Raw genomic sequence first — 24,976 nt, forward strand, 5'->3', positions numbered from 1 at the left:
TTGCTTATTATGGGAGTGATAATAACTGGATAAAGCTTGCTTCGTTAAATTTCACTTGTTCATACCTCGTTTGTATACAGCTCTCTCATCTATACTCCTCCTGTTTAAACATCTTGTGTTTAGATCTCGCGTGTTTAAAGCACAATTGTTCAAAGCATATTTGTTTTAAGTCTATCTGTTTAAGTAACAGCCCCCTTTAAAGCCTAAACATGGAGGTAAGTTGATCATAATTTACCGTTCTGGGCTCAGAGTATCGTTTGTTCATATCCAATTTGATCAATAAGTCCTGTTAATGTCCTATTCTTAACTTGGGCTAGGTAAAATTACTTTCGGGAAGGGAGTCGTTATAAAAATGATAAACATGTCAATTAGATGGCGTCTTATATTTCTTTCCACGGTTTCTGTATTCATCATGTTTGGTTTTACAGTCAATGAAGTGCTCAAGAACGATAAGAAGATGAATCACCTTGAAACAACTCGTATTAAGGTTGAAGCGCTTCAATCTTTTAATACCGTTTCAAGCGATGCTTATCGATGGTTGGTTCTGTCTAATGACTCTCCAGAGAAAGAGCTGCTGCTTTTAAAGCTGCAAGCTGATGTAGCTAGACTCGCTCAGTACGAGAAACAGCTTCGACAGTTCGACAGCAATTGGACTGTTGAACCACAGTTGGTTGAGCTTAAGAGTGTGTTAGCGAAACTCGCTCGCGTAACCTCCAGTATGAACAATGACGCATCACAAATTACGGACAACAACACGCAACTGACAGAGCATGCTTTCGACTTGCTAAAAGGCGTGTTAATGGAGCTATCTGAATATCGCATTAACATCGTGGACGAAAAGATCAGTCAAGCTGACGCGATGTTTATCAATCTTACTCACTACGTGTTCTGGACTCAGCGAGAAGCGTGGTTGAGCTACCGCTTGTATCGTTCTCCAGAGCTGATAGATCAATATTTATTGAGTTATGTTGGTGCTTCAGAAAGGCAGCAGCAGTTATTAGATACGTTTTTCCGTTCTGGAAGCCGTTCGCCTGAAATTAGAAAGCTATTAAGTACGTTTTCTAAAGATGAATTTCAAAACCGTTTTACAGCTCGAATCCTCAAAGGTGACTTCTCGTCGCCTGAAATATATGAACATGTGGAAGGTTTAGAACGAAAGAAGCTAGCGATTTCAAAGGCAGTGGGTGCTTACACGAAGCAATTACAGTTTGATCTGACCAAAAATATAGCGCTGCAAAAAAGGCAAACCTTGGTTATGACATTGCTTATTCTTGTCGTTTCAGGTGTGTTGTTGTGGCTAGGCGTAGCGACATCTCTTCGCTTAAATCGAAACCTATCTATTATTTTGAAAGGGGTGTCTGAATGCGCGGATAGCTACGGCAAGCCCAAGGTCATTCATATTCAAGGCAACGATGAACTTGCCGAGTTCACTGAAACTTTGAATCGAGTGATGGAGCGCAACTATCAACATAACAAAGAGTTAGTAGAAGCAAAAGAAGATGCAATTTCGGCTAACAAGGCCAAGAGCGCATTTTTAGCCAATATGTCCCATGAGATACGTACACCACTCAATGGGATTATTGGCATGGCTGAGATCTTATCTCAAAGCCAACTGAGCGCGAATCAACAAGAAGTGTTAGGAGACATCGAATCGTCTTCTCACTCATTACTGGTTCTGCTTAATGACATTCTTGACCTCTCCAAAATCGAGTCGGGCAACTTAATGCTATCGCCACACAATGCTGATCTGAGAGAGGCGGTTTACGACTCAGTAAGTGTGATTTTATCCAAAGCGATAAGTAAAGATATCGAACTCGACATCAATATCGATTCCCAAACCCCACCGCAGCTGTTTTTCGATGAGTACCGTGTAAGGCAGGTGCTGACCAATTTGCTGTCTAACGCCATCAAATTTACGTCAAAGGGCACGATTACGACGGACATTGCATACACACCTATGTCTTTGGGTAGAGGCAAGCTTGAATGCAGTGTGTCTGATACTGGAATTGGGATTGAGCCCGAGAAGTTAGAGTCCATATTTGAACCTTTCACTCAAGAAGATAGCAGCATTACCCGTCAATTTGGCGGTACGGGGTTAGGGCTTGCGATTTGTCGACAGCTTGTTGATTTGATGGGTGGTTACATTACCGCGCGTTCAGTGAAAGGAGAGGGCTCTACATTCACTTTTTGTTTGTATGTCGATGTTGTAGAAGCGCCTGTTCAAACTTTCGATAACCTGAGCCGAGCGACCATCATCTCGAACTCTTTCAATTACCTCGATCAGCTCGTTAAAGAGTGTGAGCGTTTGAATGTTCGAGCCAATGTGGTGTCATCCATTGCTGCCCTTAGTGAAAGTGTAAAAGAAAGTGACTTCATACTTTATTGTCATACCTTGCACCACTCTATGGAAAAAGATCTTGCGACGTTGAAGGTGATATATCCTCTTGCTCGCGTCATCGTTTGTCAGCATCACCTATTTAAAACCAACCTAATCAGAGAAACGGTCCACTCGACTCATACCTTGCCATTCTTGGGCCGACGTTTCTTAACCAGCTTACAATCTCTCGATGTGGGCGAAGAGCAAACGCCTCAAGTGGAAGCAAAAGATGAAGAAGTTCGCTCTCTGAATCGACGCATTTTGATCGTTGAAGACAATCTGATGAATCAAAAAATAGCGAGCTTCTTCCTTGAGCAGGCGGGTTATGAATATTTGATTGCCAGTAATGGCCAAGAAGCGGTGGATGTCATCACCCAGGGTGCTCAGTTTGATGCAGTCTTAATGGACTGCATGATGCCTGTTATGGATGGCATAACGGCGACTCGTGCGATACGTCAGTGGGAAGCCGATCAACAAGTCACACCATTACCCATCATAGCTTTAACCGCCAGTGTTCTAGAAGAAGACATCAAAGATTGTTTTGAAGCCGGTATGAACGCCTACTTACCTAAACCCTATAAATCTCACCAGCTGTACGATCTTTTCAGTAGCCTTGATATTGTCTAGGGCTCCCGTATCAAGGCTAGCGCGGCGCTACTTAACGAACTTCCAATCCAAGGTTGTATTGTGCAAGGCAACGACCGACATAGCTGATGTTCAGCAAGGCTGCGACTAAGATGGTGCTGATGTGGGCGACGATTTGAATTGGCAGTGAGAAGTGATCGGCCATTGGATAAGCGACAATAATACTGAGAAGCATAAGCAAGGTTGTGATAGCTAGACTGAAGTTTGAAACAGAAAGCAGAGTTTGAAAGCGTTGAGTCATCGTCTTCATATTGAATTCCTAATTGCTATTAATAATTATGATACTTGTTATTAATATCAATTAGCGTTCCATTTTTAATTTACATTTAAAATCATAATCTTATGTAATTTCGCTTGTTTTTAGAGTCTAAGTGACACGTGCGAATTGCAGGTCTTTATGACTTGATCGTGTTTCTTTACCATTGTCTAAACCCACAAGTATCGATGTGGAATCGAACACCTGAATATAAACCAAGCCCAACATTATTTTTTTGCCCGAATTCCGAATGAATATTTTTAAGTTTCACGTGTAGATCTTCGCGAGTAATGTCATTTGCAGGCACTAGGTCTAAGGCACAAAACTCTAAGTGCTTACTTCGCAGTGCACCACCAGCTTGTTGATTGTAGATATCGGTTCGCTCTCCAGATACTGGTATAACAACACCGATTTCAGGCTCAATATATTGTTGTATGTACTTCAGGGTATTGATCATGTTTGGCACATGTTTCTTATTTGGGAGGGTAAACAAGGTTGTATTACTCATTGCCCAATCCGTCCCTTGCAATAGAACGAGATGCAGAGGCATGCTCTGAGTAACGCCATTGTCCTTGAGTTGTTGTCCGATTGCTCTCACTTGGTCTTGAGCGTGATTGAGGAGCATCCAACCTCGAAATGCTGATCGGGTCGGAACCTTGTAGCCATGAACATCGACCACGAGATCGTCATAAGTGATTTCGGTTTCTTCGGTATAAAGTTTCTCAAATTTTTCAGGGTAAGGTTGTGTCGTTGATAACGCCAAGGTTATCAGAATACTTCCGTACATAAAGTCTCTCCATCGCTAGTGTACACTCGTTATTTAGTTTGATACTGCTGTTGAGTTTCATTCATTTTGCTTAGGTACGCTTAAGCCTAGACGGTTAGGTTTAGATGCTTAAGTATAGACGCTGGAGTTTAGGTAAAAAAAAACCCACTACTAAGAGTGGGTTACTAACATTGTTACAAGTAAATTAGCGAGGTTAGATTACTTCTTACCTTGGATTTGCTTGTCTTCTTCTGTCAGTTCACGAATGCGACGGCTGATGTCACGGCGAGCTTTAGAAATCTCAGCGCTCTTGATGATGTGGTCATCAACACGGTCTTCGTAGTCAGCTTTCATATTTTTGATAATGCCTAGGATCTCGTCGTGGGTCATCTCTGGCTTGATGTAATCAAGTAGGTTATCAAGAAGGTCGACACGCTTACGGTTGTCACGAACTTTCTTTTCGTTGTCTAAAAGTTCACGCTTAAGTTTGTTCTTACGTCGTGCTTGGTTAACAATTTCAAATACGCTGCTCATAGATTCCTTTTCCTATTCGTCAAATACGTTGTCTGCTTCTGATTAAAGCACATCAATTGATGATGTAACAGTCTTTAGATCAAAGCAAAAGTAAGGTTGTTTAATTATTCGTCACTCTCGCTGATGTGTGATTGTTTTTATCTTACCGTTCAAGTTAGTATCCCATGTAGATACTGCATTGATACGAAATGTGAAATGAATCAACAACAATTGGAAAACGAAGAATTGGACGACAATGTCACTGAATCTTCAGCAGAACAAAACAAGCTTCGTGATGCGTATGTACAAGAGCGTACTTATTTGGAAGTCGTGGAAATAGAGCTAAACCGTTCTAAGATCATAATGATTGATGAACAGGGCAGAAAGAAACGAGTACCAATTTTGTCTGAACACTAGTTACTGCATTGTTAGGTGTTGAGATGGAATTATCAAAATAATAAAAAGGAAAAACGATGAACACAGTACTTTCCCCAATTGAAGCGAGAATTATCGGTTGTTTGATCGAGAAAGAAGTCACTACTCCCGATCATTACCCACTGACACTGAACAGTTTAACCACGGCATGCAATCAAAAGAGTAACCGTGAACCTGTTCTCTCTCTTTCTGAGTCAGATGTTTTAGATGCAGTTGATGGTTTAATCGGACGTCGCATGGTGAGTGATGAGAGTAGCTTCAATAGCCGTGTTAATAAGTATCAGCATCGTTTCTGCAACACTGAGTTCGGCGATCTGCAATTTACAGAGCAAGAGCGTGCAATCATCTGCTGTATGTTACTGCGCGGTGCGCAAACACCCGGTGAACTTCGTACTCGAACGGGTCGCCTTGCAAACTTTAGTGATGTGAAAGAAGTAGAAGCAACATTAGACAAACTCGCTGCAAGAGAAGCAGGTGCCTTGGTTGTGAAGCTGCCACGCGAAGCGGGTAAACGTGAATCACGCTACCAGCATTTGTTGAACGGTGAAGTGGACGTTGAAGCGTTTGCGATGGCATCAGTAAGCGCGGCTGCCCCCTCTGCAACGAGTGAAAAGTTTGAAGAGCTTGAGTCTGAAGTTGCAAGCCTACGAGCAGAAGTGGCAGAGCTTAAGGCTCTGGTTGAATCACTGCTTTAAATGTCAGATGCTGATAAAAATGCGGATTGGGTCGTGTACTTGATCCGCAATCGTCACAATGCCCTTTATTGTGGCGTGACGAACAATCTAGAACGTCGATTTGAACAACATCAAACCGGTAAAGGCGCCAAAGCTTTAAAAGGTAAAGGCCCACTTAAGCTGGTTTGGAGCTTTGGTGTTGGCTCAAAAAGTGAGGCGTTGAAAACCGAATACGCGATCAAGCAGTTGCCCAAATCCCGCAAAGAAAAACTGGTATCACTCAAACTGATTATTGAGTGGCAAAAAGACAAAATTCAATATATCGAAGTCTCATAATTCATAGCTAAAATGTTTGTTATTGATTAAATCTTAATAGTGTAAGGAGCTATATCGGCTCTAGCTAAGCTTATGAATTTAAATGGTAATTACTCTTACCGTGAATGGGCTGAAATCATAATTTAACTCGTTGTTCTTAATCTCCATTCCAAATTAACATATTGCTCATTTAGAATGTCGTTCTAATTAGTGTTAGACGCTATCATTTATCATCGTTGTCCTACATAATATCCATTAGCCATACAAAGAGATGGTGTCATGCTAGGTTAAAAAATGAGCCAAAGTAGCTCATATAAAACGAGAAAAATATGAAACGTTTACTGATGTTGTTTGGACTTGCCGTATTTTCTGCGTCCGCTCTCTCCCATGGTACTCATGTCCTCAATGGGTACTGGGAATACCAAGGTTATCTTTCCAAGTTTCCAGAGCAAAAAGCACTGACCGATAAAATGGTCGAAGCTGTGCAAAATCACCCTGTGCCATTGAGACGAGCTCAGAATGAGCCTATTACGATCTCAGTGGTGTATCCGGGTCAACAGATCTCGGATTACTGGGTTCGTAATATTCAAGCTTTTGAGAAGCGTCTCGATAGGCTGAAGATCCGCTACCAAATAAATCAAGTATTTACCCGTATTAATGCCGATCTCGCGCAGCAGAGTATTTCGTTGCAAGAAGCGATTGAAAACAAGACGGATTATTTGATTTTCACGCTAGATACCACGCGCCACCGCAAGTTTATCGAGCACGTGTTGACCTCTACAGACACCAAACTGATTCTTCAAAATATCACGACGCCAGTGCGAGCTTGGGCAGATAGACAGCCATTTATGTATGTGGGTTTTGACCATGCGACAGGCAGCTTAAAACTGGCGGACTATTTTAAACAAGTAAGTCCGCCAGACAGTAAGTATTCTGTTTTGTATTACTCACAAGGCTATATCAGTGATGCGCGTGGAGATACTTTTATCCATGAAGTGAATACGGTTACCAACTTTACCCTTAAGTCTTCGTTTTACACAAAATCAAACAAAGACAGTGGCTACCAAGCGGCTAAAATCAGCATAGAGAACGATAAGGATCTAGACTTTATCTATGCATGTTCAACGGATGTCGCTCTCGGTGCAATGGAAGCGATTCGTGAATCGGGCCAAGACATCTTAGTGAATGGTTGGGGAGGCGGCTCTGCTGAACTTGAAGCCATTGCAAGGGGCGACCTAGATGTTACTGTCATGCGTATGAACGACGATACAGGCATTGCAATGGCAGAGGCGATCAAGTGGGATCTAGCCGGTTTGGAAGTGCCTACCGTTTACTCTGGTGAATTTGAAATTGTCACCAAGGAAGATTCCCCAGAACGTATTTCAGAACTTAAACAGCGAGCATTTAGGTACTCAGGTCACTAATGAAGAAAAGTTACGCCAGTACACCTAGAAACACTTTAGCTAGACTCATTACGCGTATCGTTATTTTGGTGATAGGCGTGATGGCACTTGGCGTGCTTATTCATAATTATGAAACCAGCAGTAATATCGTACAGCAAGAGACGAATCGAACGGTACAGCAAACCTCAAGCCTGATCCAAAACATGTTTGATTATCGTTTGTCGGTGCTGCAAATCCATCAAGACAGTAGCTCACACAGTGAAACTCTCAGAGAGTACTTTGATACGGGTAATGACGAGACTCTGAGCTACTTTTTCTTTGGTGTTGACCAACGTGAAGCGGATCATGCACCAGATTTACGCTTTGTCTCAACCCACGATGGTTTGGCTTGGGAAGACGGCAACAGTCAATTTTATGGTTTGGATGAGTCCAACTTAAAGCATATTTCTGATGAGGTTTCGTTCAGCAGTAATTGGCATTTTATTAAACTGAGGACAGATATAGGTAAGCGTCACTTGTTGGCTCGCCGTACCCCTATTGTTGATAACGCTACTGGGGAAGTCCTTGGTCAACTCTATATCGCCATTGTGCTTGACAACAACTTCTCTTTGGCTGAGTCAATCCAACAGGGCAGTAATAGCGAAAATATCGTGATTGAAGCGCACGGTACACCGGTGACATCGACATTCAGTGGTGATGAAAGCTACACCATTACTGACATCCTCAATTACCAAATGTACGAACAGTTGCCGCGTCATTTCGTTACCATCGCAACCATTAAGATTAATGCTGTTGAAACTCCTTTAATCATTCGAGCTGTTCAAAAAAATAATAATTTCATTGCGTTAGAAGAGAATTATCAGCGTGCGATCATCGTGGTGATTGTGGTGATTATATTGATGTCATTCTTTGCGCGAACTTGGATTCAAAGAAGGGTTGCCGCTGAGTTAGATAAGCTGATGGATTTCACTCGTTCAGCAAGTGATGGTGAAGAGTACAACAAGTTCGATGGTTCTAATATTTTCGAATTTCATCATATTGGTTGTACCCTTGAAGACACCTTTGAGCGCTTATCAGAACAGAATCAAAAGTTTCAAGACCTCTTTAACTTTGCTCATTCTCCTATCTTGGTTTGGTCTGATAAAGGTGACTTGATTCAGATGAACCCCGCGGCTCGTATGGCGCTATTTGACGCCGATGATAACTATGGCCCAATCGCTCAAGAATTTGAGCATCGTATGTTGCCTAACATTCAAATGGTGGTTCAAGGTTCTAAGCTAACGGGTATTAATGTCCCCATTGGTGAAAAGGTGTTTCGCTGGAATATGTCTGCTATTCGCGTAGAACACGGCATCACAGGTGTGGTAGTGCAAGGACAAGATATTACTAAGCTTATCGAGGCTGAACGACAAGCCGATCGAGCAAGAGAAGAAGCAGAGCACCTTGCCAATGTACGTGCAGACTTTTTAGCTAAGATGAGTCATGAAATTCGCACGCCACTTAATGGTATTCTCGGTGTGTCGCAGTTGTTGAAACGCTCTATGCACAGTGAAGACAACCGCGATCAGGTGGATGTACTGTGTAATAGTGCGGAACATTTACTAGCGGTACTTAACGATATCTTGGATTTTTCAAAGATTGAGCAAGGGCAGTTCAATATTCAAAAGAAAAATTTCCGCTTAGGGGAGTTAGTTAATACCTTAGAAAGTATCTATCGCCCGCTTTGCGAGGATAAATCGGTCGCGTTCACTATTGTGAACCACTTGGCTGATGATATTGAAATCAACACCGACCAAGTGCGGCTTAATCAGATCATGTTTAACCTCGTGAGTAACGCTCTTAAATTTACTCATCAAGGCGGTATTTCTGTTAGCTTTGAACTTGAAAGTATCTTTAACTCAGAGCACGCCAGTTTGATCGTTCGAGTGAAAGATACCGGTATTGGTATTGATGAAAGTAAGATTGATGCTGTGTTTGAACCGTTTGTTCAAGCAGAAGAGACTACGACACGTGAGTATGGTGGAACAGGGTTAGGCTTAACGATTGTAAAAAATTTGGTCGATATGTTGGATGGGGACATTCAAGTTCGCAGTGAGATAGATCAAGGCTCGGAGTTCATTATAGAAATCCCTGTGATCGTGCTCGCCAAACCGCTATTGGCTGAGGCTAAGCAACAAGCAGAAGTTGAACCGCAGGCATTGTTTAGTCGACCTTTGGATGTGTTGTTGGTGGAAGACAATCACACCAACGCGTTTATTGCGCAGACTTTTTGTAAAAAATATGGCATGGTCGTGACTTGGGCAAAAGATGGCTTAGAAGCAATAGAGATGGCTAAGATGATAAGTTATGACCTGATCTTGATGGATAACCAACTTCCTAATCTCGGTGGTGTTGAAACCACTCAGCAACTAAGAGATGAGATGGGTGTGTCAGCCCCAATTTATGCATGTACCGCAGATGCTCAAGAGTCAACAAGAGACAGTTTTATGGCCGCTGGGGCGAATTACGTCATCGTAAAACCGATAAAAGAAGAGTCGCTGCACCAAGCGTTTGTTCATTTCAAAAACTCACACTGGAATGATATCGAGCACTAGATTTAAGCTTAGTGCTCTTTTAGCGACTCAATTGAAGAAGCGTGAATACTTAGGTATCACTTAACAAACTCTGTTGAACCTGTGTTTATATCGAGCCAGCGACAAAGGCTTGTTCCAACAGCAGTGTTTTTAATTCATCACTCATATCTAGATGTTCAGGGAATTGGATACCTAACAGCCAGCCTTGTCTTTGCCTTTTCTTACTCACTACTTTATAGACCAGTTCATCATCTAAGTACTCATTCAAGTCGGAATTGACTTTTATCTTCCAACCCACATCGATATCTGACTGCTGCGTAAGATAGATACCACAGCCTGATGCTGAAAAATCAACCAGAGTGGCATCCAGTGACAAAGTATCAAACGTGACTTCACAGCTGAGTCGTACCTTATACCTTTCGTGTTCGCGAATAGGCTTGGTCGCAAAATTTGAGGGTGGACGAAGGAAGATAAGATGTGCTGGGGAAGTGATATGAGCCAATACATTGGTTTTGAACGCAACAATGTGCCCAAGTTCGGTGTCGGTAATCGCACGAACAATAATATCCACGTTTGTGAGCTTTCTTAGCGTCAGTGCTTCTGTCGCTTTCTGTGAAAGTTCAAGGATAAGATACTGCTCTTCTTTGTGTCCGATATAAAGTGTACTGATCTGGATTGAGTCGTCTGGGCCAAATTCCAATACACCTGCTGTTTTTGTACCAGGTTTAAGGTATCTAAACAGTTCTAAGTTTTTATCTTTATGCATATTCGTTACTGAACAATGTTAATCGTTTGATAAAATAATATAACGTCCTGATAAAACTATGTCATTAGTTTCATTGAAGTAATTAGCATTCTACAGCAAAAAAATGAATCGTTGTTCAAGGTAAACAACGGCTTACTCTTGCCTTAAAACAAGATACACTGCTGACAGATATATACGTAATGGAGAAGTAGTAAATGGAACTGGAAACCTTATTGAATACTCTGGCTGAAACCCCAGAAACCGTGCGATTTGAAGATACAATGCAAGTGATCGAAGCTCATTATGATTTTTCTGAGAGCGCATTTCGCAATGGTGAGGTCGTGAATGCAGCAGGGCAGAATAATGGTTCGTGTAAGATTTTTGCCTTTGGCTTAGAACAAGGGCTATCACCAGAGCAAACACTTGCTTGTTTTGGTCAATTTTACCGCAATGACGTGCTAGGTTTTCCTGAGAACACCGACCATCAAAATATTCGTAACTTCATGGTTCATGGCTGGAGCGGTATCCAGTTTTCTGAGCCTGCACTGATTGCAAAAGCGAAGTAGGCACTAACCGGGTAGCGATTAAGTCGAAACTTAACGCTGTATTTTAAAGCGAGAGTATAACCTCTCGCTTTTTTGTATAGGTTGAACCGGCTCGTAACTTGCTGGATAGGTTTCAAACTACTGAATAGGCAAAGCAGATAAGCATTTACGGCACATACAAACGCCAGCCTTTGGAATATTGTTTGTGTCTCGTTTTTCTAGATCAAAACACCAACACGTGTCTTTACCGGCGCTGATATCGCATTGAGCGGGTTCATTACATTGTGGACATTGGTGAGTTGAACTCGTGCCGCTAAGGTTATCCATGACTGACGTTCGTTCGTTTTCGGATAAGCCTTTCCAGCCTATGATCTCATCCATTGTGCGAAAGCAGCCACTACACATTCCGCCATTATTTTTACAAGCCGCTCGGCAAGGTGTTTTCATTTATCTAACCTGTGATTCATTTGGGCTGAAATGTAGCATATTTGTTTCGCTATTAAGAGTCAGAAAAATAAAAATGGCCAAGCGAAAGAAGTAAATGACCTCGCAATTTCAAGGCTATTCGTGTAGCATCTCGCCCCTTTTGTTGAGTGGGGGATATTATGTTTATTGGATTTGATTATGGAACAGCGAACTGTTCTGTCGCGGCGATGGTTAATGGAGAGCCAAGCCTGTTACCGCTAGAAGGTAACAACCACTATATTCCCTCAACCGTGTTTGCGCCTACTCGTGAGAGTGTTTCTGAACATCTATTTCGCCATTTAAACATCAAGCCGAGTGATGCGATCGGTGAGCAAGTACTACGACGTGCTATCGCGCTGAACAGAGAAGAGAGTATCGACTTAGTGCCAGAAGACATGGCATTTGGTCAGGCTGCGTTGGACTTATATTTAGAAGACCCTCGCGATGTTTATTATGTTAAGTCCCCTAAGTCTTTCCTTGGCGCGAGTGGGCTGCATGATGTGCAGGTGAGTTTTTTCGAAGATTTAGTGTGCGCCATGATGGCAAATATCAAGCATCAAGCCGAACTCACGACTCAAGAACAGATTAAGCAAGCGGTTATCGGTCGACCGATTAACTTCCACGGTCGAGGTGGTGAAGAGGCAAACAGACAAGCAGAAGACATCCTTACTCGCGCTGCTAAGCGTGCTGGCTTCCTTGATATCGCCTTTCAATTTGAGCCAGTAGCTGCAGGTCTTGATTACGAAAGCACCTTAACTGAAAACCAAACGGTATTGGTGGTCGATATTGGTGGTGGTACGACCGACTGTTCATTGTTAGAAATGGGTCCTAGTTGGTCTGGTCAAGCAGATCGCACTCAGAGCTTACTGGCACATAGCGGGCAAAGGGTAGGGGGTAATGACCTCGATATCTATCTAGCGTTCAAACAATTGATGTCACCTTTCGGTATGGGCAGTAAAGGTATTTCGGGTATCGATATGCCACTGACTCAATTTTGGAATCCAATTGCGATTAATAATGTTGAAGCTCAAAAGAATTTCTATTCAAGAGAAAACCTAGCAGCATTAAAATTACTTCGCAAAGAAGCGTCAGAGCCTCAAAAGCTAGAACGTTTGATGAAGGTTTATCACGACACCTTAGGTTACGGCATTGTGCGCAGAGCGGAAGAAGCCAAGATTGCGCTAGCAGAATCCTCTCATTATCGCGCGGCGATTAATGTAGCCTCTGAACTGGTCGAGGTAGATATCTCAGTCGAACAGATGGTTGAAGCGATTGAAACACCAAAGTCTAAGATGATTGAGTTGGTTAAAGAAGCGATTCAACAAGGCCAGAAAAAGCCAGACGTAATCTACATGACGGGAGGTTCAGCTCGTTCACCGATACTTCGTGAAGCCGTACAACAAGCTGTGCCGAACGTACCTATTGTGAGTGGCAATTACTTCGGTTCAGTAACTGCAGGTTTAGCTCGTTGGGCTGAGGTTTGTTTCAAATAAGAGTCCAATGATGAGTTATTAAGGGCAACCAGTCGCAGATTGGTTGCCCTTTTTTTGTTTTTTTTCTAATGAACTTTCTATTGAGCGATTTTTCCTAGCTCAAATTGGGATTTGTTTCACAAAGCTAAATATTTCAGTCGAGTTCTGAATGTTACAAAATGTTTCATAGGTAAAGGTGAGCCTCTCATGGTCTGATGAGTGAACTATGTGTTCGATTTTTAATGCTTTTTTGGTGATTATAAAAATCAAAAATAATCAAAGTATTTATCTCAAAGAATAAAAGGAAATCTCAGTGATTACTGTGTTATTCATTTGTTTTTACAAGGATTTTTGTTTTTTATAGTGCGATTTTTTTTATTTTATATATTTTCATGCAACTTTCTTGTCATTCATATATTACGGTTTGGTTACTTGTTAAATACAGGTAACAACTTCTCCGTAAGCTCGAGGTTGTTAGTGAATAACTCACCCAGTTACATAATGGATATGACAATGAATAAGAAACTTTTAGCGCTAGCAATTTCTGGTGCAGTATTTGGTACACAGGCAGTTGCAGTAGAACTTTACAACGAAGACGGCACAACATTCTCTGTTGGCGGCCACGTTTCAGTTGCAGTTGGTGACGTAAACAGTGATGACCGTCTTAGTGAAGATGATATCGGTGTAGAGACTGTATCTCCACGTATCAATTTCGGTGCAACTCATGAACTTGGTAACGGCTTCACTGCTGACGCTAAAGGTGAATGGGCGCTAAACATGCTTGACGGTGGTGATCAGTCATTCACAACTCGTCTTGGTTACGTTGGTCTTTCTCATGACGACTTCGGTCGTGCTGCTGTTGGTACTCAATGGGCACCTTACTACAGCGTTGCTGGCGTTGCTGATATGCCAATCGCTTTCGCAAACGACTTTATCTACGATGATCACGGTAACCTAGGTACTGGTCGTGGTGAAGAGATGGTGAGCTACGCTAACGCACTAGATTTCGGTAATGCCGGTACGCTAGGTCTTGGTGTTGCATGGCAAGGTCGCAAAGCTGATAAAGTTAAATACAGCGAGACTCTATCTCTAGATAACGAATACGGTAACCGTGCTCAGATTGCTCTGAACTACAACATCGCAGACTTCTCTGTGAACTACGCATACAACACTGGTGACGTAAACTTTGATGGTATCTCTGGTTCAAAAACTGCGGATTCTAACGTTGTAAGTGCAACTTACGGTTCATACGGTTCAGGTTTATACCTTGCTGGTGTTTACGCTATGAACAACTACATGAACAAGACTTCTGCTGGTCCTCTAGAAGAGACAACGGCGGTTGAACTACTTGCAGCTTACGCACTTTCAAATAGCCTTAACCTAAGCGTTAACTACGAAGCAGTAGAAGACGAGAAGCTAAACGATACTGTATTCAGCACAACTGCTTTACAAGCAGAGTACAACTTTACGTCTCAGTTCGTAGGTTTTGCTGGCTACCAGTTCGATCTACAAGGCTCTGGTACTTACAAAGCAAAATCTGACGACCAATGGCTACTTGGTGCTCGTTACTACCTATAAGTCGCAGACTTATTTAGCATAGTGTTTACTCCTTAAGTTTACCTTTTAGGATACTGTCCTAGACACCATGCTAAGCCCTCTCAAGCCTTTTGGTTTGAGAGGGCTTCTTTCGTTCTATACACACCTGTTTTAGTTTTTCCTTCATGCTCCCCAACTATTCATTTTGTCTACGAAGCTATGGCTCTTGTCATCAGTTCTTATATATCGCGATCTTCGGATAAAAGTATTTAAATCATTTAATTGAGCTAAAGATCAGAATTTAGATATTGGTAACCATCTTGTCGAAGACTCTCATTTTATGATGCGTTAAACTCTGCACTCCAAAAAATAGTTCAGGGATAAACTATGAGCAGTGTTGTCGATCAGGAACAGCTGATGAATTCGAAACGAACAGCAACTCCAACCAAGGTGCTGTGTGTTGGGCGTAACTATGTCGATCACATCGAAGAACTCAATAACGCAATTCCAGACTCTATGGTGGTTTTCAATAAACCGAGCACCAGTGTTACGTCATCTCTGTCTTCTTTTCATCAAGAAGCGCTGCACTACGAAGCAGAAATCTGTTTTATTGTTGAAAATAGCCAGTACTCCGCTGTGGGTTTAGGACTAGATCTCACCAAACGTGAGCTACAAGGTAGCTTAAAAGCGAAAGGCTTACCTTGGGAGCGCGCCAAAGCATTTGATGGTTCAGCCGTATTAAGTCGCTTTGTTCCAACTGATAACTTAGACCTCACGGACTTAAATCTAGAGCTGTTTATTAACTGTGTTCGTGTTCAGAAAGGACATGTTGAGCAGATGCTTTACTCCCCACAAACTATCCTAGAAGAGCTGTCTTCTTATACCACCTTGCTAGACGGTGATGTTGTGATGACGGGTACTCCAAAAGGTGTTGGTGCTGTACACAAAGGCGATATCTTCCTTGGTCGCCTAAAGTGTGGCGATACGACATTGATTGAGATCGAGTGGGTAGCGAGTTAATTAATACTCTATGTTTAGTTAATAAGTTGGTTTGAATGGTTTAAATTGGTTTTTAATTCGTACGATTTACCATCTTACAACTAATTGCATCTGGAGGGGTGTTGGTAATTGATATAAAATCTGCCTCCGTTTTTATCAATACTGAAACCCATGATCGACTTAGCCATTCTACCTGTTTACCTGACTGCCGTTGTCGCACTTCTCCTTTTGCCTGGCCCTGATATGTTACTCATCGCGAGCTCAAGTATGAGCTACGGCCGCAAGGTTGGTGTGTTCGCAAGTTTAGGTAACGCAACTTCTGGAATTATCCTGACAGTATTAGCAGCAATGGGTGTTTCAGCATTGATTGCGATGAGCCCAATAGCTCTAAATGCTCTTCACCTGTTAGGCGGTACCTACTTATTGAAAATGGGGTGGGATTGCCTTCGAACAGAACAGGGTGATGCGCCTGAGTTAAGCGATAACTTTGCAGCGAAAGCCTACTACCAACGAGCACTAATCAGCAACCTGCTTAATCCCAAAGCGCTGGTTTTCTTTGTGATGTTTTTGCCTCAGTTTGTATCGACGAACATTGAAGCGACTTCTGGTGAGCAGATGCTTGTTCTGGGTTTATTGTTGAATGTTCTCGGCTTAACGTTCAACTTTTTGCTGGTGGCTTTAGTGGGGACAATTGGTAAGTCTCTTGTAGAAAATGCTAAGTTTCGTACCTATCAACAGAAAGTAATGGGCGGAGTTTTCATCGTGTTAGCTATCTGGATGTTGTCTTCTTTCTTTACTGCTTAGGCGAATCAAATTAGACATCTTCTTACGGTTAGCCGTAGAGAAAAAAATGGACGCTTCGAGCGTCCATTTTTAGTTTTAACCGTTGCATCTGAACACGCTAAATCGCTATGAGTTCAATTCTTGTTGGTGTTGTTCAATCAGTTTATCCATGTATTGCTCACCGCGCAGACGAGTGTCTTCGTACGTTTCTGTCCCTTCGAACTTTGTCACTGTCTCATAATAGACTTTCACTTTTGGTTCAGTGCCTGAAGGTCTCACGATAATGCGTGAACCGTCTTCGAGGTGGTAGATGAGCACGTCACTCGCGGGTAAGTTAATGGCTTCAGTGTTGCCACCAATGACGAAGCGCAAAGAAGATTGAAGATCTTCAATTACAGAGATAGCGACACCGTTGATTGCTTTAGGCTGTGCTGATCTTAGCTTCGAACCAATCGATGGTGAATCTGGGTCTAGTGCGATACTTCTCTGTGCGTTGGTGTGAACGCCATGTTCAAATGAAATCTGAGCAAGGAGATCCCAAACGGTTCGGCCCTGAGATTTCAACTCTTCAACCAATTGAGCAAATACGACAATAGCTGATAGCCCATCTTTGTCTCTAACCTGAGTACCAATTGTGTAGCCTAGCGCTTCTTCATAGGCGAACAAGAACTCGTTCTGATCATCTTCTAACTGCATGCCAATATTTGCTAACCATTTGAAGCCAGTCAGCGTTTGGAAATAAGTCGCCCCGTGGGATTTAGCCACTTTTTCAAGTAGCGTTGATGAGACGATACTGTTACCAACTAGCTGGTTTTTGGTGTGAGGTTTTGAAAGCAAATAATGCGCGAACAACACACCCACTTGATCACCCGTCAGCATTTTGTAAGAGTCATCTTCAGTTCTGACCGCAACCGCAAAACGGTCTGCATCTGGGTCATTGGCACAAGCAATGTCGGCATCGACACTCTTCGCTAGGTTTATCACCAGATCCATCGCGCCTTTTTCTTCCGGATTCGGGAAGTTTACAGTCGGGAAGTGACCATCGGGTTCTCTCTGTTCGGCAACACTGAACACCTTATGAAAGCCAGAATCATGAAGAAGACCTTCTGCCATTTGAGCGCCCACACCATGCATCGCGGTGTAAGTAATGGTGGTGTTTGCCGATTCAATATCTTTACTCACGTATGGGCTCTGATTGATAGCAGCGCGATACGTTTGATAATAGCCTTCAGTTAACCAAACTAACTTACCTTGTGTTTCAGCATCGCTCAGGCTCATTAAAGGAATAGGTTTGGTTGATGCGATATCGATTTCAGATGCAATGCCAGCATCATGCGGTGGAATGATTTGAGCACCATTCTCCCAGTATACTTTGAAACCATTGTATTCTGGTGGGTTGTGGCTGGCAGTGACAACAACGGCTGCGGCTGCATTGAAATGCTCAATACCGAAAGCAACGATAGGGGTAGCGGCGACATTCGCAGTTAGGTAGACCTTAATGCCTAAAGCGGTGAGTACGGAAGCGGTATCAATAGCGAATTGCTTAGAATCTAAGCGGCCGTCATAACCAACCACAACGCCTCGAATCGTAGCATTGGCGACATGTTCGATTAAGTAGTGGCCGAGTCCGGTTGCCGTTTCCTGTATAACTAAACGGTTCATTCGATTTGGACCACATCCCACTTTTCCTCTAAGTCCCGCTGTTCCGAACTCTAATCGTTGAGTAAAGCGGTCTTCAAGTTCGTCATGCATTCCTTCATCGATGAGGTGTTGAAGCTCTTCACGAGTTCTTGGGTCTGGGTCTCTCGCTAACCAATTCATTGCATCTTGCATAATCACTAAACCTTTTAATGTCTGTATGACTTACTGTTGATTTAACTTAAGTGATATTGATTATCATTTCTATGAAAGCAATCGTAAAACTCGATATAAAATAAATTCCAACGTCAAGAGGGCATGTAGCTTAGTCACTTCAAATAATTGACTGTTTAGTAAGTAAACTTACCTTGAACTATTGGATATCACTAACTAGCCTTTTACATAAATATAACAAAATTTAACAAATACGCCGTTTTTGAATCTTTCATGGAAACCTCCAACGTTTCTGAGCCGTATTGGCTCATGGGGAGATATGAGGTTGATAGTGCCTTAAAGCTGTCTCCATGTGAGTTGTAGATTGAGATTCAGCCTTTTCATGTGTAGTCGGGATAACAATGAATGTTGTCCGGCTCGTAATGAAACATAGCTCGCAACGACATTTAGGTCGCAAGTATCCAATTAGGAAGGATAAGGAGAGATCTTTTGAAAAGATTACTGGTTAGGCTAGCGTGGCTTTTGAAGAGTTTTGTTGTGCTTTTAGTATCGCCTTTAGTGCACGCAAGCAGTGATTACAACATGACTCAAGGCGTCACTGAGATCAGTGGTAAGGTGTATGAACTTCATATGCTGATCTTCTACATCTGTTGTGCGATTGCCTTTGTTGTTTTTGGTGTGATGTTTTATTCGATTTTGAGGCACAGGAAATCGAAGGGCGCAGTTGCTGCCCATTTTCACGAAAGCACGAAAGTCGAAATTCTTTGGACCATCATCCCTATTATTATCCTCATCGCTATGGCGATACCCGCCACCAAAACCTTGATAGCGATGGAAGATACCTCCCAATCAGATCTGACCGTTAAAATCACTGGCTCACAATGGAAATGGCATTACAGCTATTTTGGTGAAAACGTCGAATTTTTCAGCCTTCTAGCGACCAGTGACAAAGAGATTGAAGGTCTCGAAGTGAAAGGCGCGCATTACCTGCTAGAAGTTGACAAGCCGCTTGTATTGCCTGTTGACCGTAAAGTCCGTTTCTTGATGACTTCCGACGATGTGATTCACTCATGGTGGGTGCCAGCATTCGCCGTTAAGAAAGATACCATTCCGGGTTTTATTAACGAGGCTTGGACAAAGATAGATGAGCCCGGTGTCTACCGCGGGCAGTGTGCAGAGTTGTGTGGCCGCGCTCATGGTTTCATGCCGATCGTGGTACATGCCATGGCAGAAGACGAGTTTGACGCATGGCTAGCAGAACAGAAAGAGTTGGCGATAGCTGAACAACAAGCCGCGAAAGATGCATTAGATGCGTCACTTTCTTTGGCGGAGTTGAATACCATCGGTGAAGAGGTTTACAAAACTCGATGCGCGGTCTGCCACCAAGCGAACGGTGAGGGTATTCCTGGTGCATTCCCAGCTATTAAAGGTAGCCCAGTTGCTCTAGGAGATGTCGATGTGCATATCGACACCATTGTTTATGGTCGTGGAGGCACGGCAATGCAAGCCTTCGATAATCAGCTAACTGAGAAAGAGATCGCAGCGGTAGTCACTTATCAAAGAAATGCATGGGGTAATGACACGGGCGATATTGTTCAGGCTTCAGATATTAACGCTTACAAGGTTAAACAAGAAGGCGGAGCCCAAGCACCTGACGAACAGGGCTCAACGGATGAAGCACAAAGTGATGCTAAGGAGCAGCTATGAGTTCACCAATCAATAAGCCGGTGAAATCGGCGCCTGCAGAAGATCAGGCCTTGAGCCATTCTGTGGAAGGCACATTGGACAGCAATGACTTGTCTCTGGATGATCACGATTCTCACGCCGCTCCAAAAGGGTGGGCACGTTGGCTGTATTCAACCAATCATAAAGACATAGGCACATTATACCTGTGGTTCAGCTTTGCGATGTTCTTAACTGGCGGCGCGATGGCAATGGTGATCCGTGCGGAGCTGTTCCAACCGGGTTTACAACTTGTTGAGCCAGATTTCTTCAATCAGATGACTACAGTCCATGGTTTAATCATGGTATTCGGTGCCGTGATGCCTGCATTTACGGGTTTGGCTAACTGGATGATTCCGATGATGATCGGTGCACCAGATATGGCACTGCCGAGAATGAACAACCTCAGTTTCTGGATCTTGCCTTTTGCGTTTCTAATCTTAATCGGATCTTTGTTTACAGAAGGGGGCGGCCCGAGCTTTGGTTGGACCTTTTATGCGCCACTCTCGACAACTTATGGGCCAGACAGTACCGCGCTATTCGTATTCTCAGTTCATATTATGGGGATCAGTTCGATCATGGGGGCGATTAACGTGATCGTAACCATAGTGAACATGCGCGCACCGGGTATGACTTGGTTCAAGCTACCGATGTTCGTTTGGACATGGTTAATTACCGCTTTCTTGCTGATAGCCGTGATGCCTGTGCTCGCGGGGGCTGTGACTATGGTACTGACTGACAAATACTTTGGGACTAGCTTCTTTGATGCCGCTGGTGGTGGGGACCCGGTGATGTTCCAGCATATATTCTGGTTTTTTGGACACCCCGAAGTGTACATCATGATCTTGCCGTCTTTTGGTATCGTCTCAGCCATCATCCCTGCATTCAGTGGTAAGCGCCTGTTTGGTTATCACTCGATGGTTTATGCGACCTGTAGTATTGCACTGCTGTCATTCTTGGTTTGGGCGCACCACATGTTCACAACGGGTATGCCAGTCTTTGCCGAGCTGTTCTTCATGTATTGCACCATGTTGATAGCGGTTCCGACAGGTGTGAAAGTCTTCAATTGGGTAGCGACCATGTGGCGGGGGGCTTTGACCTTTGAAACCCCAATGCTGTTTGCGATTGCCTTTATTGTTCTGTTTACGATTGGTGGGTTATCTGGATTGATGCTCGCTATCGTGCCAGCTGATTTCCAATATCACGATACCTATTTTGTTGTGGCTCACTTCCATTATGTTCTGGTAACAGGGGCCGTGTTCTCGATTATGGCCGCCGCTTACTATTGGTTGCCAAAGTGGACTGGGCATATGTACGACCACAAGCTCAGCCTGTGGCACTTCTGGACGTCGGTAATTTCAGTCAACGTGTTGTTCTTCCCGATGCACTTTTTAGGGCTAGCGGGTATGCCGCGTCGTATTCCTGATTACGCCATTCAGTTTGCTGATGTTAACCAAGTCGTGTCGATTGGTGGCTTTGCCTTTGGGTTGTCTCAGTTGATTTTCTTATGGCTAGCTATTAAGTGCGTAAGAGGCGGAGAGCCTGCTCCAAGCAAGCCTTGGGATAGAGCTGAAGGCCTTGAGTGGACAGTACCAAGCCCTGCGCCTCACCACACCTTTACTCATCCTCCTAAAGTGGATTAGAGGACAGAACAATGAGTGATAAGCAAAGCGGTTTAGATAATAACCAATCCAAACGTTCAACTAAAAAGCTGACAGGCTACTTGGTGTTGAGCGTAGTAGCGATGTTTGGCTTTGGTTTCGCTTTGGTGCCACTTTACGATGTGATGTGTGAGGCTTTAGGGATCAACGGGAAAACCAATACCGTTTCCGCAGTTCAACCTCAGGGAATGCAGCCTGACTATTCTCGTACGGTCCGCGTTGAATTCATGTCCCACATCAAGCCGGATATGCCATGGCAGTTTTCACCAGAAGTGCGAGTGTTAGAGGTTCATCCTGGAGAAGTTGTTCAAACTAACTACATAGCTAAAAACCTATCCGGAGCCTCATTAGTTGGCCAAGCCGTACCGTCGGTTTCTCCAGGTATGGGGGCAACTTACTTCAATAAAATGGAATGCTTTTGCTTTAATCAGCAGCCATTGGACGGGCACAAGAGCGCAGAAATGGGTTTGATATTTTACATTGAGCCAGATATTCCAGAATCGATACATACACTCACGCTCTCATATACGCTGTTTAACATCACGAGTCAGGTGAGTGGAAAGGCAAGTAAGCCAGAAGTGAGTACATCAACATTGAGCACACTACAATCTGGCTCACCAAAAGCGAGCACACTCGCAAGTAACTAGGGATTTACAGAACCAGTATCAACATAAGGAGTTGAGCGATGAGTTCTAAAAAGGAAGTTTATTTCGTTCCACATCAAAGTCACTGGCCATTAGTGGGTGCTGTAGCACTGTTTTTGGTCGCGGTTGGTGCTGGCTTGACGGTGCAAAATATGGGCACCGACGCAGCCGGTGGTGTATTTGGCAAAGCGGTGTTGTTAGTCGGGTTTGCTGTGCTGCTTTACATGCTCGCAGGTTGGTTCAGCAATGTGATCACAGAATCATTAAGTGGCGTTTATTCTGAGCAGATATCTCGTTCTTTTAGACAAGGAATGAGTTGGTTTATTTTCTCCGAAATCATGTTCTTCGGCGCTTTCTTTGGCGCGCTTTTCTATGCTCGTATGATTTCTGTCCCTTGGATTGGTGGTGCGGGTAATAATGAAATGACCCATGAAGTATTGTGGCCGATGTTCCAATCGATATGGCCATTAACGACTACCCCTGATGGCGTAACGACACAAGCCATGCCTTGGCAAGGTATCCCGCTTAAGAACACCATTATCCTGCTGCTTTCCTCTGTGACGCTGCACATGGCACATATCAGTCTTGAACAAAATAAGCGTATGGCTTTGATCGTGTGGCTAGAGATAACCATTGTTCTGGCTGGCTTCTTCCTGTTCTTCCAAGTTGAAGAGTACCTTCACGCTTATCAAGAGATGGGGCTGACACTTCAATCTGGCATCTATGGCAATACCTTCTTCTTATTGACTGGGTTTCATGGTTTGCATGTCTGTTTGGGAACGATTTTTTTGATTGTGTTACTGGCGAGAGTTGCGAAAGACCACTTCACTCCGAAAGACCACTTTGCGTTCCAAGCGGGCAGTTGGTATTGGCACTTTGTTGATGTGGTTTGGTTAGGCCTGTTTGTATTTGTTTATGTGCTTTAACGGTTGAGCCTATAGGGGATTAATAGGGGCGAGGGTTGGGAGTTATCACTCCTGATCCCAGAGCAAGCAATAAAAGTAGCACGACAACGGCTGACCACATGACACGACGCCCCAAGAAGTGACTCAGCCTTTTTCCATTGTGTTTGCCCGAGGCGATTTGGATTAGACCTTTCATCAAGTTGAAAGCGATGAAGAACAGCAAAGCGACTAACACAATTTTAAATAACAACACAAAGGTAGATGACGCCATAGTGATAACTCCAAACCGATTGATTGATGATGAACACAAGTTCCGCAGTAAAGGTTTTTGGATAGCGGTTGTTTTAACTGTGGTTTCAGTCGGCATTTTAATCAAGTTGGGTTTGTGGCAGTTAGATCGAGGTAACGAGAAATTGCGCTATGAAATGCAGCTATCAGAAAGAGCGCAGCAATCGTCTAGGTCATTGGATACGGTTATCTCTGAATGGAAGGGCTCGCGTACACAAATGCAAGGTGCATCTGAACTGCCGTCTTTAAATGGTTTGAGAGTTGACGTGGAGCTGGAAACACCCAGTGGATTAGTGGTTTTGTTAGACAACCAGATTAACCAAGGAACAGTGGGGTATGTGATTTACATGTTGGGTGAGGTTCGCTTTAAAGATGAAAACAATTCCTTAGTGGCTGAAAAGCAGTTATTGATCGATCTGGGGTTCGTTGCGGCAAGTAATGACAGAAGAGAGCTACCCCAATTAGGAAGCATCACACTACCAACCAATCTGTCAGGGCGTTTGTACACACGTTCGGTGAACCCTCTAAGTCATGAGTTGGGTTTGGAAAATACGACACCGAATAGAATCCAAAACTTAAACATAACAGCGCTATCACAGTACACCGGGCAAGAAGTGCTGCCCTTTGTCTTTCAACCACAGAGTTTAGATGCATGGCCCTATGAAATGTTATGGCGTCCAACGGTGATGAAATCTCAGAAGCACTTTGGTTACTCATTTCAATGGTTTGTTATGGCTGCGGTACTTTTGTTTTTGACGATGTTGATTGGCTATCGGTACCTAAAAGCAACACCTATCACGAGGAATAAGGATGGATAAATCTCAAGCACAAGTGAACAGGGAAATTACCGAGGCAAACATGGCTGAGCTCAGAAGCCGTCGTACTAAAGGGCGCTTGGTATTAATTGGACTTGTTTTAATTTTCGCTTTGCCAGCCATTATCGCCAAAACAGTGTTGGACCAGAATTGGTATACCTCCGGTGTCACTAACTCAGGCGAATTGGTAGAACCAAGAACCACGCTTGCGGATTTCGGCGTAACGGTACCCATGGCTGGAGAAGGGTGGTTAGTGGGTTATATCGCTCCTACAGAATGTGAAAGCTTGTGCGAACAACAACTCCATTATTTGAATCAAAGCTATTTGGCGTTAGGGAAAAACAAAGAGCGAGTGACTGCCGTTGTTTTTGTCTCAGAAGGTAATTCGTTGTCGGGTTCGCTCGATAAGCCGGATTTGTCTTTGTTAGCTGGTGGTGATCAGTTAAGTACTGAGTTTTCGCCTGCTTCGATTGTCATTATTGACCCACTAGGGCAGTTGGTCATGGAGTACAAAAGCGTTTCTGACCCGTCTCAGTTAGTTAGTCAATCTAAAGGCATGATTCATGATCTAAGAAAGCTGCTTAAGCTGTCACGAGTTGGGTAGTTAATTAGCTTAAGTTGATACGC

At 43.4% G+C, this 24,976-nt stretch carries 24 protein-coding genes; 17 read left to right on the forward strand and 7 right to left on the reverse strand.

Annotated features, from left to right (window positions below; all coding sequences use genetic code 11):
- Positions 1-412: 412 nt before the first annotated feature.
- The gene (locus AB4209_RS07620; RefSeq protein WP_372055447.1) at positions 413-3,004 is read left to right on the forward strand and encodes an ATP-binding protein; all 2,592 of its coding nucleotides are present in this window, start codon (positions 413-415) and stop codon (positions 3,002-3,004) included.
- 31 nt (positions 3,005-3,035) lie between these two features.
- On the opposite strand, the gene AB4209_RS07625 is transcribed toward AB4209_RS07620, so the two are convergent.
- From AB4209_RS07625 to AB4209_RS07635, 3 genes are all read right to left on the reverse strand, one after another.
- Positions 3,036-3,272, reverse strand: a complete 237-nt coding sequence (locus tag AB4209_RS07625) for a hypothetical protein (protein ID WP_017061772.1) — start codon at positions 3,270-3,272, stop codon at positions 3,036-3,038.
- A 166-nt stretch (positions 3,273-3,438) separates the two neighbouring features.
- Positions 3,439-4,065 carry a D-Ala-D-Ala carboxypeptidase family metallohydrolase gene (locus tag AB4209_RS07630; RefSeq protein ID WP_017064850.1) on the reverse strand — a complete coding sequence of 209 codons (627 nt, stop codon included), beginning with the start codon at positions 4,063-4,065 and terminating at the stop codon, positions 3,439-3,441.
- Between the two features lie 198 nt (positions 4,066-4,263).
- Entirely contained in the window at positions 4,264-4,578 is a 315-nt protein-coding gene (locus AB4209_RS07635) for a DUF496 family protein (RefSeq protein ID WP_004742367.1), read from the reverse strand.
- Between the two features lie 195 nt (positions 4,579-4,773).
- Between AB4209_RS07635 and AB4209_RS07640 the strand changes: the two genes are divergently transcribed.
- The 5 genes from AB4209_RS07640 to luxQ all read left to right on the forward strand — a co-directional run bounded on the left by AB4209_RS07640 (position 4,774) and on the right by luxQ (position 9,978).
- Positions 4,774-4,974, forward strand: coding sequence for a hypothetical protein (locus AB4209_RS07640; RefSeq protein WP_017068647.1), 201 nt, complete (start codon positions 4,774-4,776; stop codon positions 4,972-4,974).
- Positions 4,975-5,030: 56 nt separating this feature from the next.
- Positions 5,031-5,687: a YceH family protein gene (locus AB4209_RS07645; protein ID WP_372055408.1), complete on the forward strand. Its 657-nt coding sequence runs from the start codon at positions 5,031-5,033 to the stop codon at positions 5,685-5,687.
- Positions 5,688-6,002: a GIY-YIG nuclease family protein gene (locus AB4209_RS07650; RefSeq protein ID WP_017061768.1), complete on the forward strand. Its 315-nt coding sequence runs from the start codon at positions 5,688-5,690 to the stop codon at positions 6,000-6,002.
- Positions 6,003-6,310: 308 nt separating this feature from the next.
- A complete protein-coding gene (locus tag AB4209_RS07655) occupies positions 6,311-7,405 on the forward strand; it encodes an autoinducer 2-binding periplasmic protein LuxP (RefSeq protein ID WP_372055409.1) in 1,095 nt (364 codons plus the stop codon).
- Positions 7,405-9,978 carry a quorum-sensing autoinducer 2 sensor kinase/phosphatase LuxQ gene (luxQ, locus tag AB4209_RS07660; RefSeq protein ID WP_372055411.1) on the forward strand — a complete coding sequence of 858 codons (2,574 nt, stop codon included), beginning with the start codon at positions 7,405-7,407 and terminating at the stop codon, positions 9,976-9,978. The genes AB4209_RS07655 and luxQ overlap by 1 nt, the downstream gene beginning before the upstream one ends.
- 85 nt (positions 9,979-10,063) lie before the next feature.
- Here the strand turns inward: luxQ and AB4209_RS07665 are convergent, their stop codons facing one another.
- Positions 10,064-10,723, reverse strand: coding sequence for a PilZ domain-containing protein (locus AB4209_RS07665; RefSeq protein WP_372055413.1), 660 nt, complete (start codon positions 10,721-10,723; stop codon positions 10,064-10,066).
- 194 nt (positions 10,724-10,917) lie between these two features.
- Between AB4209_RS07665 and AB4209_RS07670 the strand changes: the two genes are divergently transcribed.
- A complete protein-coding gene (locus tag AB4209_RS07670) occupies positions 10,918-11,268 on the forward strand; it encodes a HopJ type III effector protein (protein WP_372055415.1) in 351 nt (116 codons plus the stop codon).
- Positions 11,269-11,385: 117 nt separating this feature from the next.
- On the opposite strand, the gene AB4209_RS07675 is transcribed toward AB4209_RS07670, so the two are convergent.
- Complete coding sequence (locus AB4209_RS07675) at positions 11,386-11,694, reverse strand: DUF1289 domain-containing protein (RefSeq protein WP_372055417.1); 309 nt, start codon at positions 11,692-11,694, stop codon at positions 11,386-11,388.
- Positions 11,695-11,852: 158 nt separating this feature from the next.
- Here AB4209_RS07675 and yegD point away from each other — a divergent pair, with 158 nt between their 5' ends.
- From yegD to AB4209_RS07695, 4 genes are all read left to right on the forward strand, one after another.
- A complete protein-coding gene (yegD, locus tag AB4209_RS07680; RefSeq protein WP_372055419.1) occupies positions 11,853-13,205 on the forward strand; it encodes a molecular chaperone in 1,353 nt (450 codons plus the stop codon).
- A 492-nt stretch (positions 13,206-13,697) separates the two neighbouring features.
- Positions 13,698-14,762 carry a porin gene (locus AB4209_RS07685; RefSeq protein WP_372055421.1) on the forward strand — a complete coding sequence of 355 codons (1,065 nt, stop codon included), beginning with the start codon at positions 13,698-13,700 and terminating at the stop codon, positions 14,760-14,762.
- A gap of 345 nt (positions 14,763-15,107) precedes the next feature.
- Positions 15,108-15,740 carry a fumarylacetoacetate hydrolase family protein gene (locus AB4209_RS07690; RefSeq protein ID WP_372055423.1) on the forward strand — a complete coding sequence of 211 codons (633 nt, stop codon included), beginning with the start codon at positions 15,108-15,110 and terminating at the stop codon, positions 15,738-15,740.
- 150 nt (positions 15,741-15,890) lie between these two features.
- The gene (locus tag AB4209_RS07695) at positions 15,891-16,523 is read left to right on the forward strand and encodes a LysE family translocator (RefSeq protein WP_372055425.1); all 633 of its coding nucleotides are present in this window, start codon (positions 15,891-15,893) and stop codon (positions 16,521-16,523) included.
- Between the two features lie 105 nt (positions 16,524-16,628).
- On the opposite strand, the gene AB4209_RS07700 is transcribed toward AB4209_RS07695, so the two are convergent.
- Entirely contained in the window at positions 16,629-18,335 is a 1,707-nt protein-coding gene (locus AB4209_RS07700) for a phospho-sugar mutase (protein WP_372055427.1), read from the reverse strand.
- A gap of 468 nt (positions 18,336-18,803) precedes the next feature.
- Between AB4209_RS07700 and coxB the strand changes: the two genes are divergently transcribed.
- Genes coxB through AB4209_RS07720 form a run of 4 tightly spaced genes read left to right on the forward strand, consistent with a single transcriptional unit; the run spans position 18,804 to position 23,267 of the window.
- Complete coding sequence (coxB, locus tag AB4209_RS07705) at positions 18,804-20,021, forward strand: cytochrome c oxidase subunit II (protein ID WP_372055429.1); 1,218 nt, start codon at positions 18,804-18,806, stop codon at positions 20,019-20,021.
- Positions 20,018-21,679 (forward strand): cytochrome c oxidase subunit I, encoded by a 1,662-nt coding sequence (gene ctaD, locus AB4209_RS07710; RefSeq protein ID WP_248383985.1) that lies wholly within the window; start codon positions 20,018-20,020, stop codon positions 21,677-21,679. The genes coxB and ctaD overlap by 4 nt, the downstream gene beginning before the upstream one ends.
- 11 nt (positions 21,680-21,690) lie before the next feature.
- Complete coding sequence (locus tag AB4209_RS07715; protein WP_372055431.1) at positions 21,691-22,344, forward strand: cytochrome c oxidase assembly protein; 654 nt, start codon at positions 21,691-21,693, stop codon at positions 22,342-22,344.
- Positions 22,345-22,382: 38 nt separating this feature from the next.
- Positions 22,383-23,267, forward strand: coding sequence for a cytochrome c oxidase subunit 3 (locus AB4209_RS07720; RefSeq protein WP_017097020.1), 885 nt, complete (start codon positions 22,383-22,385; stop codon positions 23,265-23,267).
- A 19-nt stretch (positions 23,268-23,286) separates the two neighbouring features.
- Here the strand turns inward: AB4209_RS07720 and AB4209_RS07725 are convergent, their stop codons facing one another.
- On the reverse strand, positions 23,287-23,517 hold the full coding sequence (locus AB4209_RS07725; RefSeq protein ID WP_029203703.1) for a DUF2909 family protein: 231 nt from the start codon (positions 23,515-23,517) through the stop codon (positions 23,287-23,289).
- Between the two features lies 1 nt (position 23,518).
- On the opposite strand from AB4209_RS07725, the gene AB4209_RS07730 reads away from it, so the two are divergent.
- On the forward strand, positions 23,519-24,352 hold the full coding sequence (locus AB4209_RS07730) for an SURF1 family protein (RefSeq protein ID WP_372055434.1): 834 nt from the start codon (positions 23,519-23,521) through the stop codon (positions 24,350-24,352).
- Positions 24,345-24,953 carry a hypothetical protein gene (locus AB4209_RS07735; RefSeq protein ID WP_065678176.1) on the forward strand — a complete coding sequence of 203 codons (609 nt, stop codon included), beginning with the start codon at positions 24,345-24,347 and terminating at the stop codon, positions 24,951-24,953. The genes AB4209_RS07730 and AB4209_RS07735 overlap by 8 nt, the downstream gene beginning before the upstream one ends.
- Positions 24,954-24,976: the final 23 nt, after the last annotated feature.

Source organism: Vibrio sp. 10N.286.48.C11 (assembly GCF_041469805.1).
Classification (GTDB): Bacteria; Pseudomonadota; Gammaproteobacteria; order Enterobacterales; family Vibrionaceae; genus Vibrio; species Vibrio crassostreae_C.

Coding starts and splice junctions, on each gene's coding strand:
- AB4209_RS07620 (WP_372055447.1), top strand. CDS start 413: ATGTTTGGTTTTACAGTCAATGAAGTGCTCAAGAACGATAAGAAGATG.
- AB4209_RS07625 (WP_017061772.1), bottom strand. CDS start 3,272: ATGAAGACGATGACTCAACGCTTTCAAACTCTGCTTTCTGTTTCAAAC.
- AB4209_RS07630 (WP_017064850.1), bottom strand. CDS start 4,065: ATGTACGGAAGTATTCTGATAACCTTGGCGTTATCAACGACACAACCT.
- AB4209_RS07635 (WP_004742367.1), bottom strand. CDS start 4,578: ATGAGCAGCGTATTTGAAATTGTTAACCAAGCACGACGTAAGAACAAA.
- AB4209_RS07640 (WP_017068647.1), top strand. CDS start 4,774: ATGAATCAACAACAATTGGAAAACGAAGAATTGGACGACAATGTCACT.
- AB4209_RS07645 (WP_372055408.1), top strand. CDS start 5,031: ATGAACACAGTACTTTCCCCAATTGAAGCGAGAATTATCGGTTGTTTG.
- AB4209_RS07650 (WP_017061768.1), top strand. CDS start 5,688: ATGTCAGATGCTGATAAAAATGCGGATTGGGTCGTGTACTTGATCCGC.
- AB4209_RS07655 (WP_372055409.1), top strand. CDS start 6,311: ATGAAACGTTTACTGATGTTGTTTGGACTTGCCGTATTTTCTGCGTCC.
- luxQ (WP_372055411.1), top strand. CDS start 7,405: ATGAAGAAAAGTTACGCCAGTACACCTAGAAACACTTTAGCTAGACTC.
- AB4209_RS07665 (WP_372055413.1), bottom strand. CDS start 10,723: ATGCATAAAGATAAAAACTTAGAACTGTTTAGATACCTTAAACCTGGT.
- AB4209_RS07670 (WP_372055415.1), top strand. CDS start 10,918: ATGGAACTGGAAACCTTATTGAATACTCTGGCTGAAACCCCAGAAACC.
- AB4209_RS07675 (WP_372055417.1), bottom strand. CDS start 11,694: ATGAAAACACCTTGCCGAGCGGCTTGTAAAAATAATGGCGGAATGTGT.
- yegD (WP_372055419.1), top strand. CDS start 11,853: ATGTTTATTGGATTTGATTATGGAACAGCGAACTGTTCTGTCGCGGCG.
- AB4209_RS07685 (WP_372055421.1), top strand. CDS start 13,698: ATGAATAAGAAACTTTTAGCGCTAGCAATTTCTGGTGCAGTATTTGGT.
- AB4209_RS07690 (WP_372055423.1), top strand. CDS start 15,108: ATGAGCAGTGTTGTCGATCAGGAACAGCTGATGAATTCGAAACGAACA.
- AB4209_RS07695 (WP_372055425.1), top strand. CDS start 15,891: ATGATCGACTTAGCCATTCTACCTGTTTACCTGACTGCCGTTGTCGCA.
- AB4209_RS07700 (WP_372055427.1), bottom strand. CDS start 18,335: ATGCAAGATGCAATGAATTGGTTAGCGAGAGACCCAGACCCAAGAACT.
- ctaD (WP_248383985.1), top strand. CDS start 20,018: ATGAGTTCACCAATCAATAAGCCGGTGAAATCGGCGCCTGCAGAAGAT.
- AB4209_RS07715 (WP_372055431.1), top strand. CDS start 21,691: ATGAGTGATAAGCAAAGCGGTTTAGATAATAACCAATCCAAACGTTCA.
- AB4209_RS07720 (WP_017097020.1), top strand. CDS start 22,383: ATGAGTTCTAAAAAGGAAGTTTATTTCGTTCCACATCAAAGTCACTGG.
- AB4209_RS07725 (WP_029203703.1), bottom strand. CDS start 23,517: ATGGCGTCATCTACCTTTGTGTTGTTATTTAAAATTGTGTTAGTCGCT.
- AB4209_RS07735 (WP_065678176.1), top strand. CDS start 24,345: ATGGATAAATCTCAAGCACAAGTGAACAGGGAAATTACCGAGGCAAAC.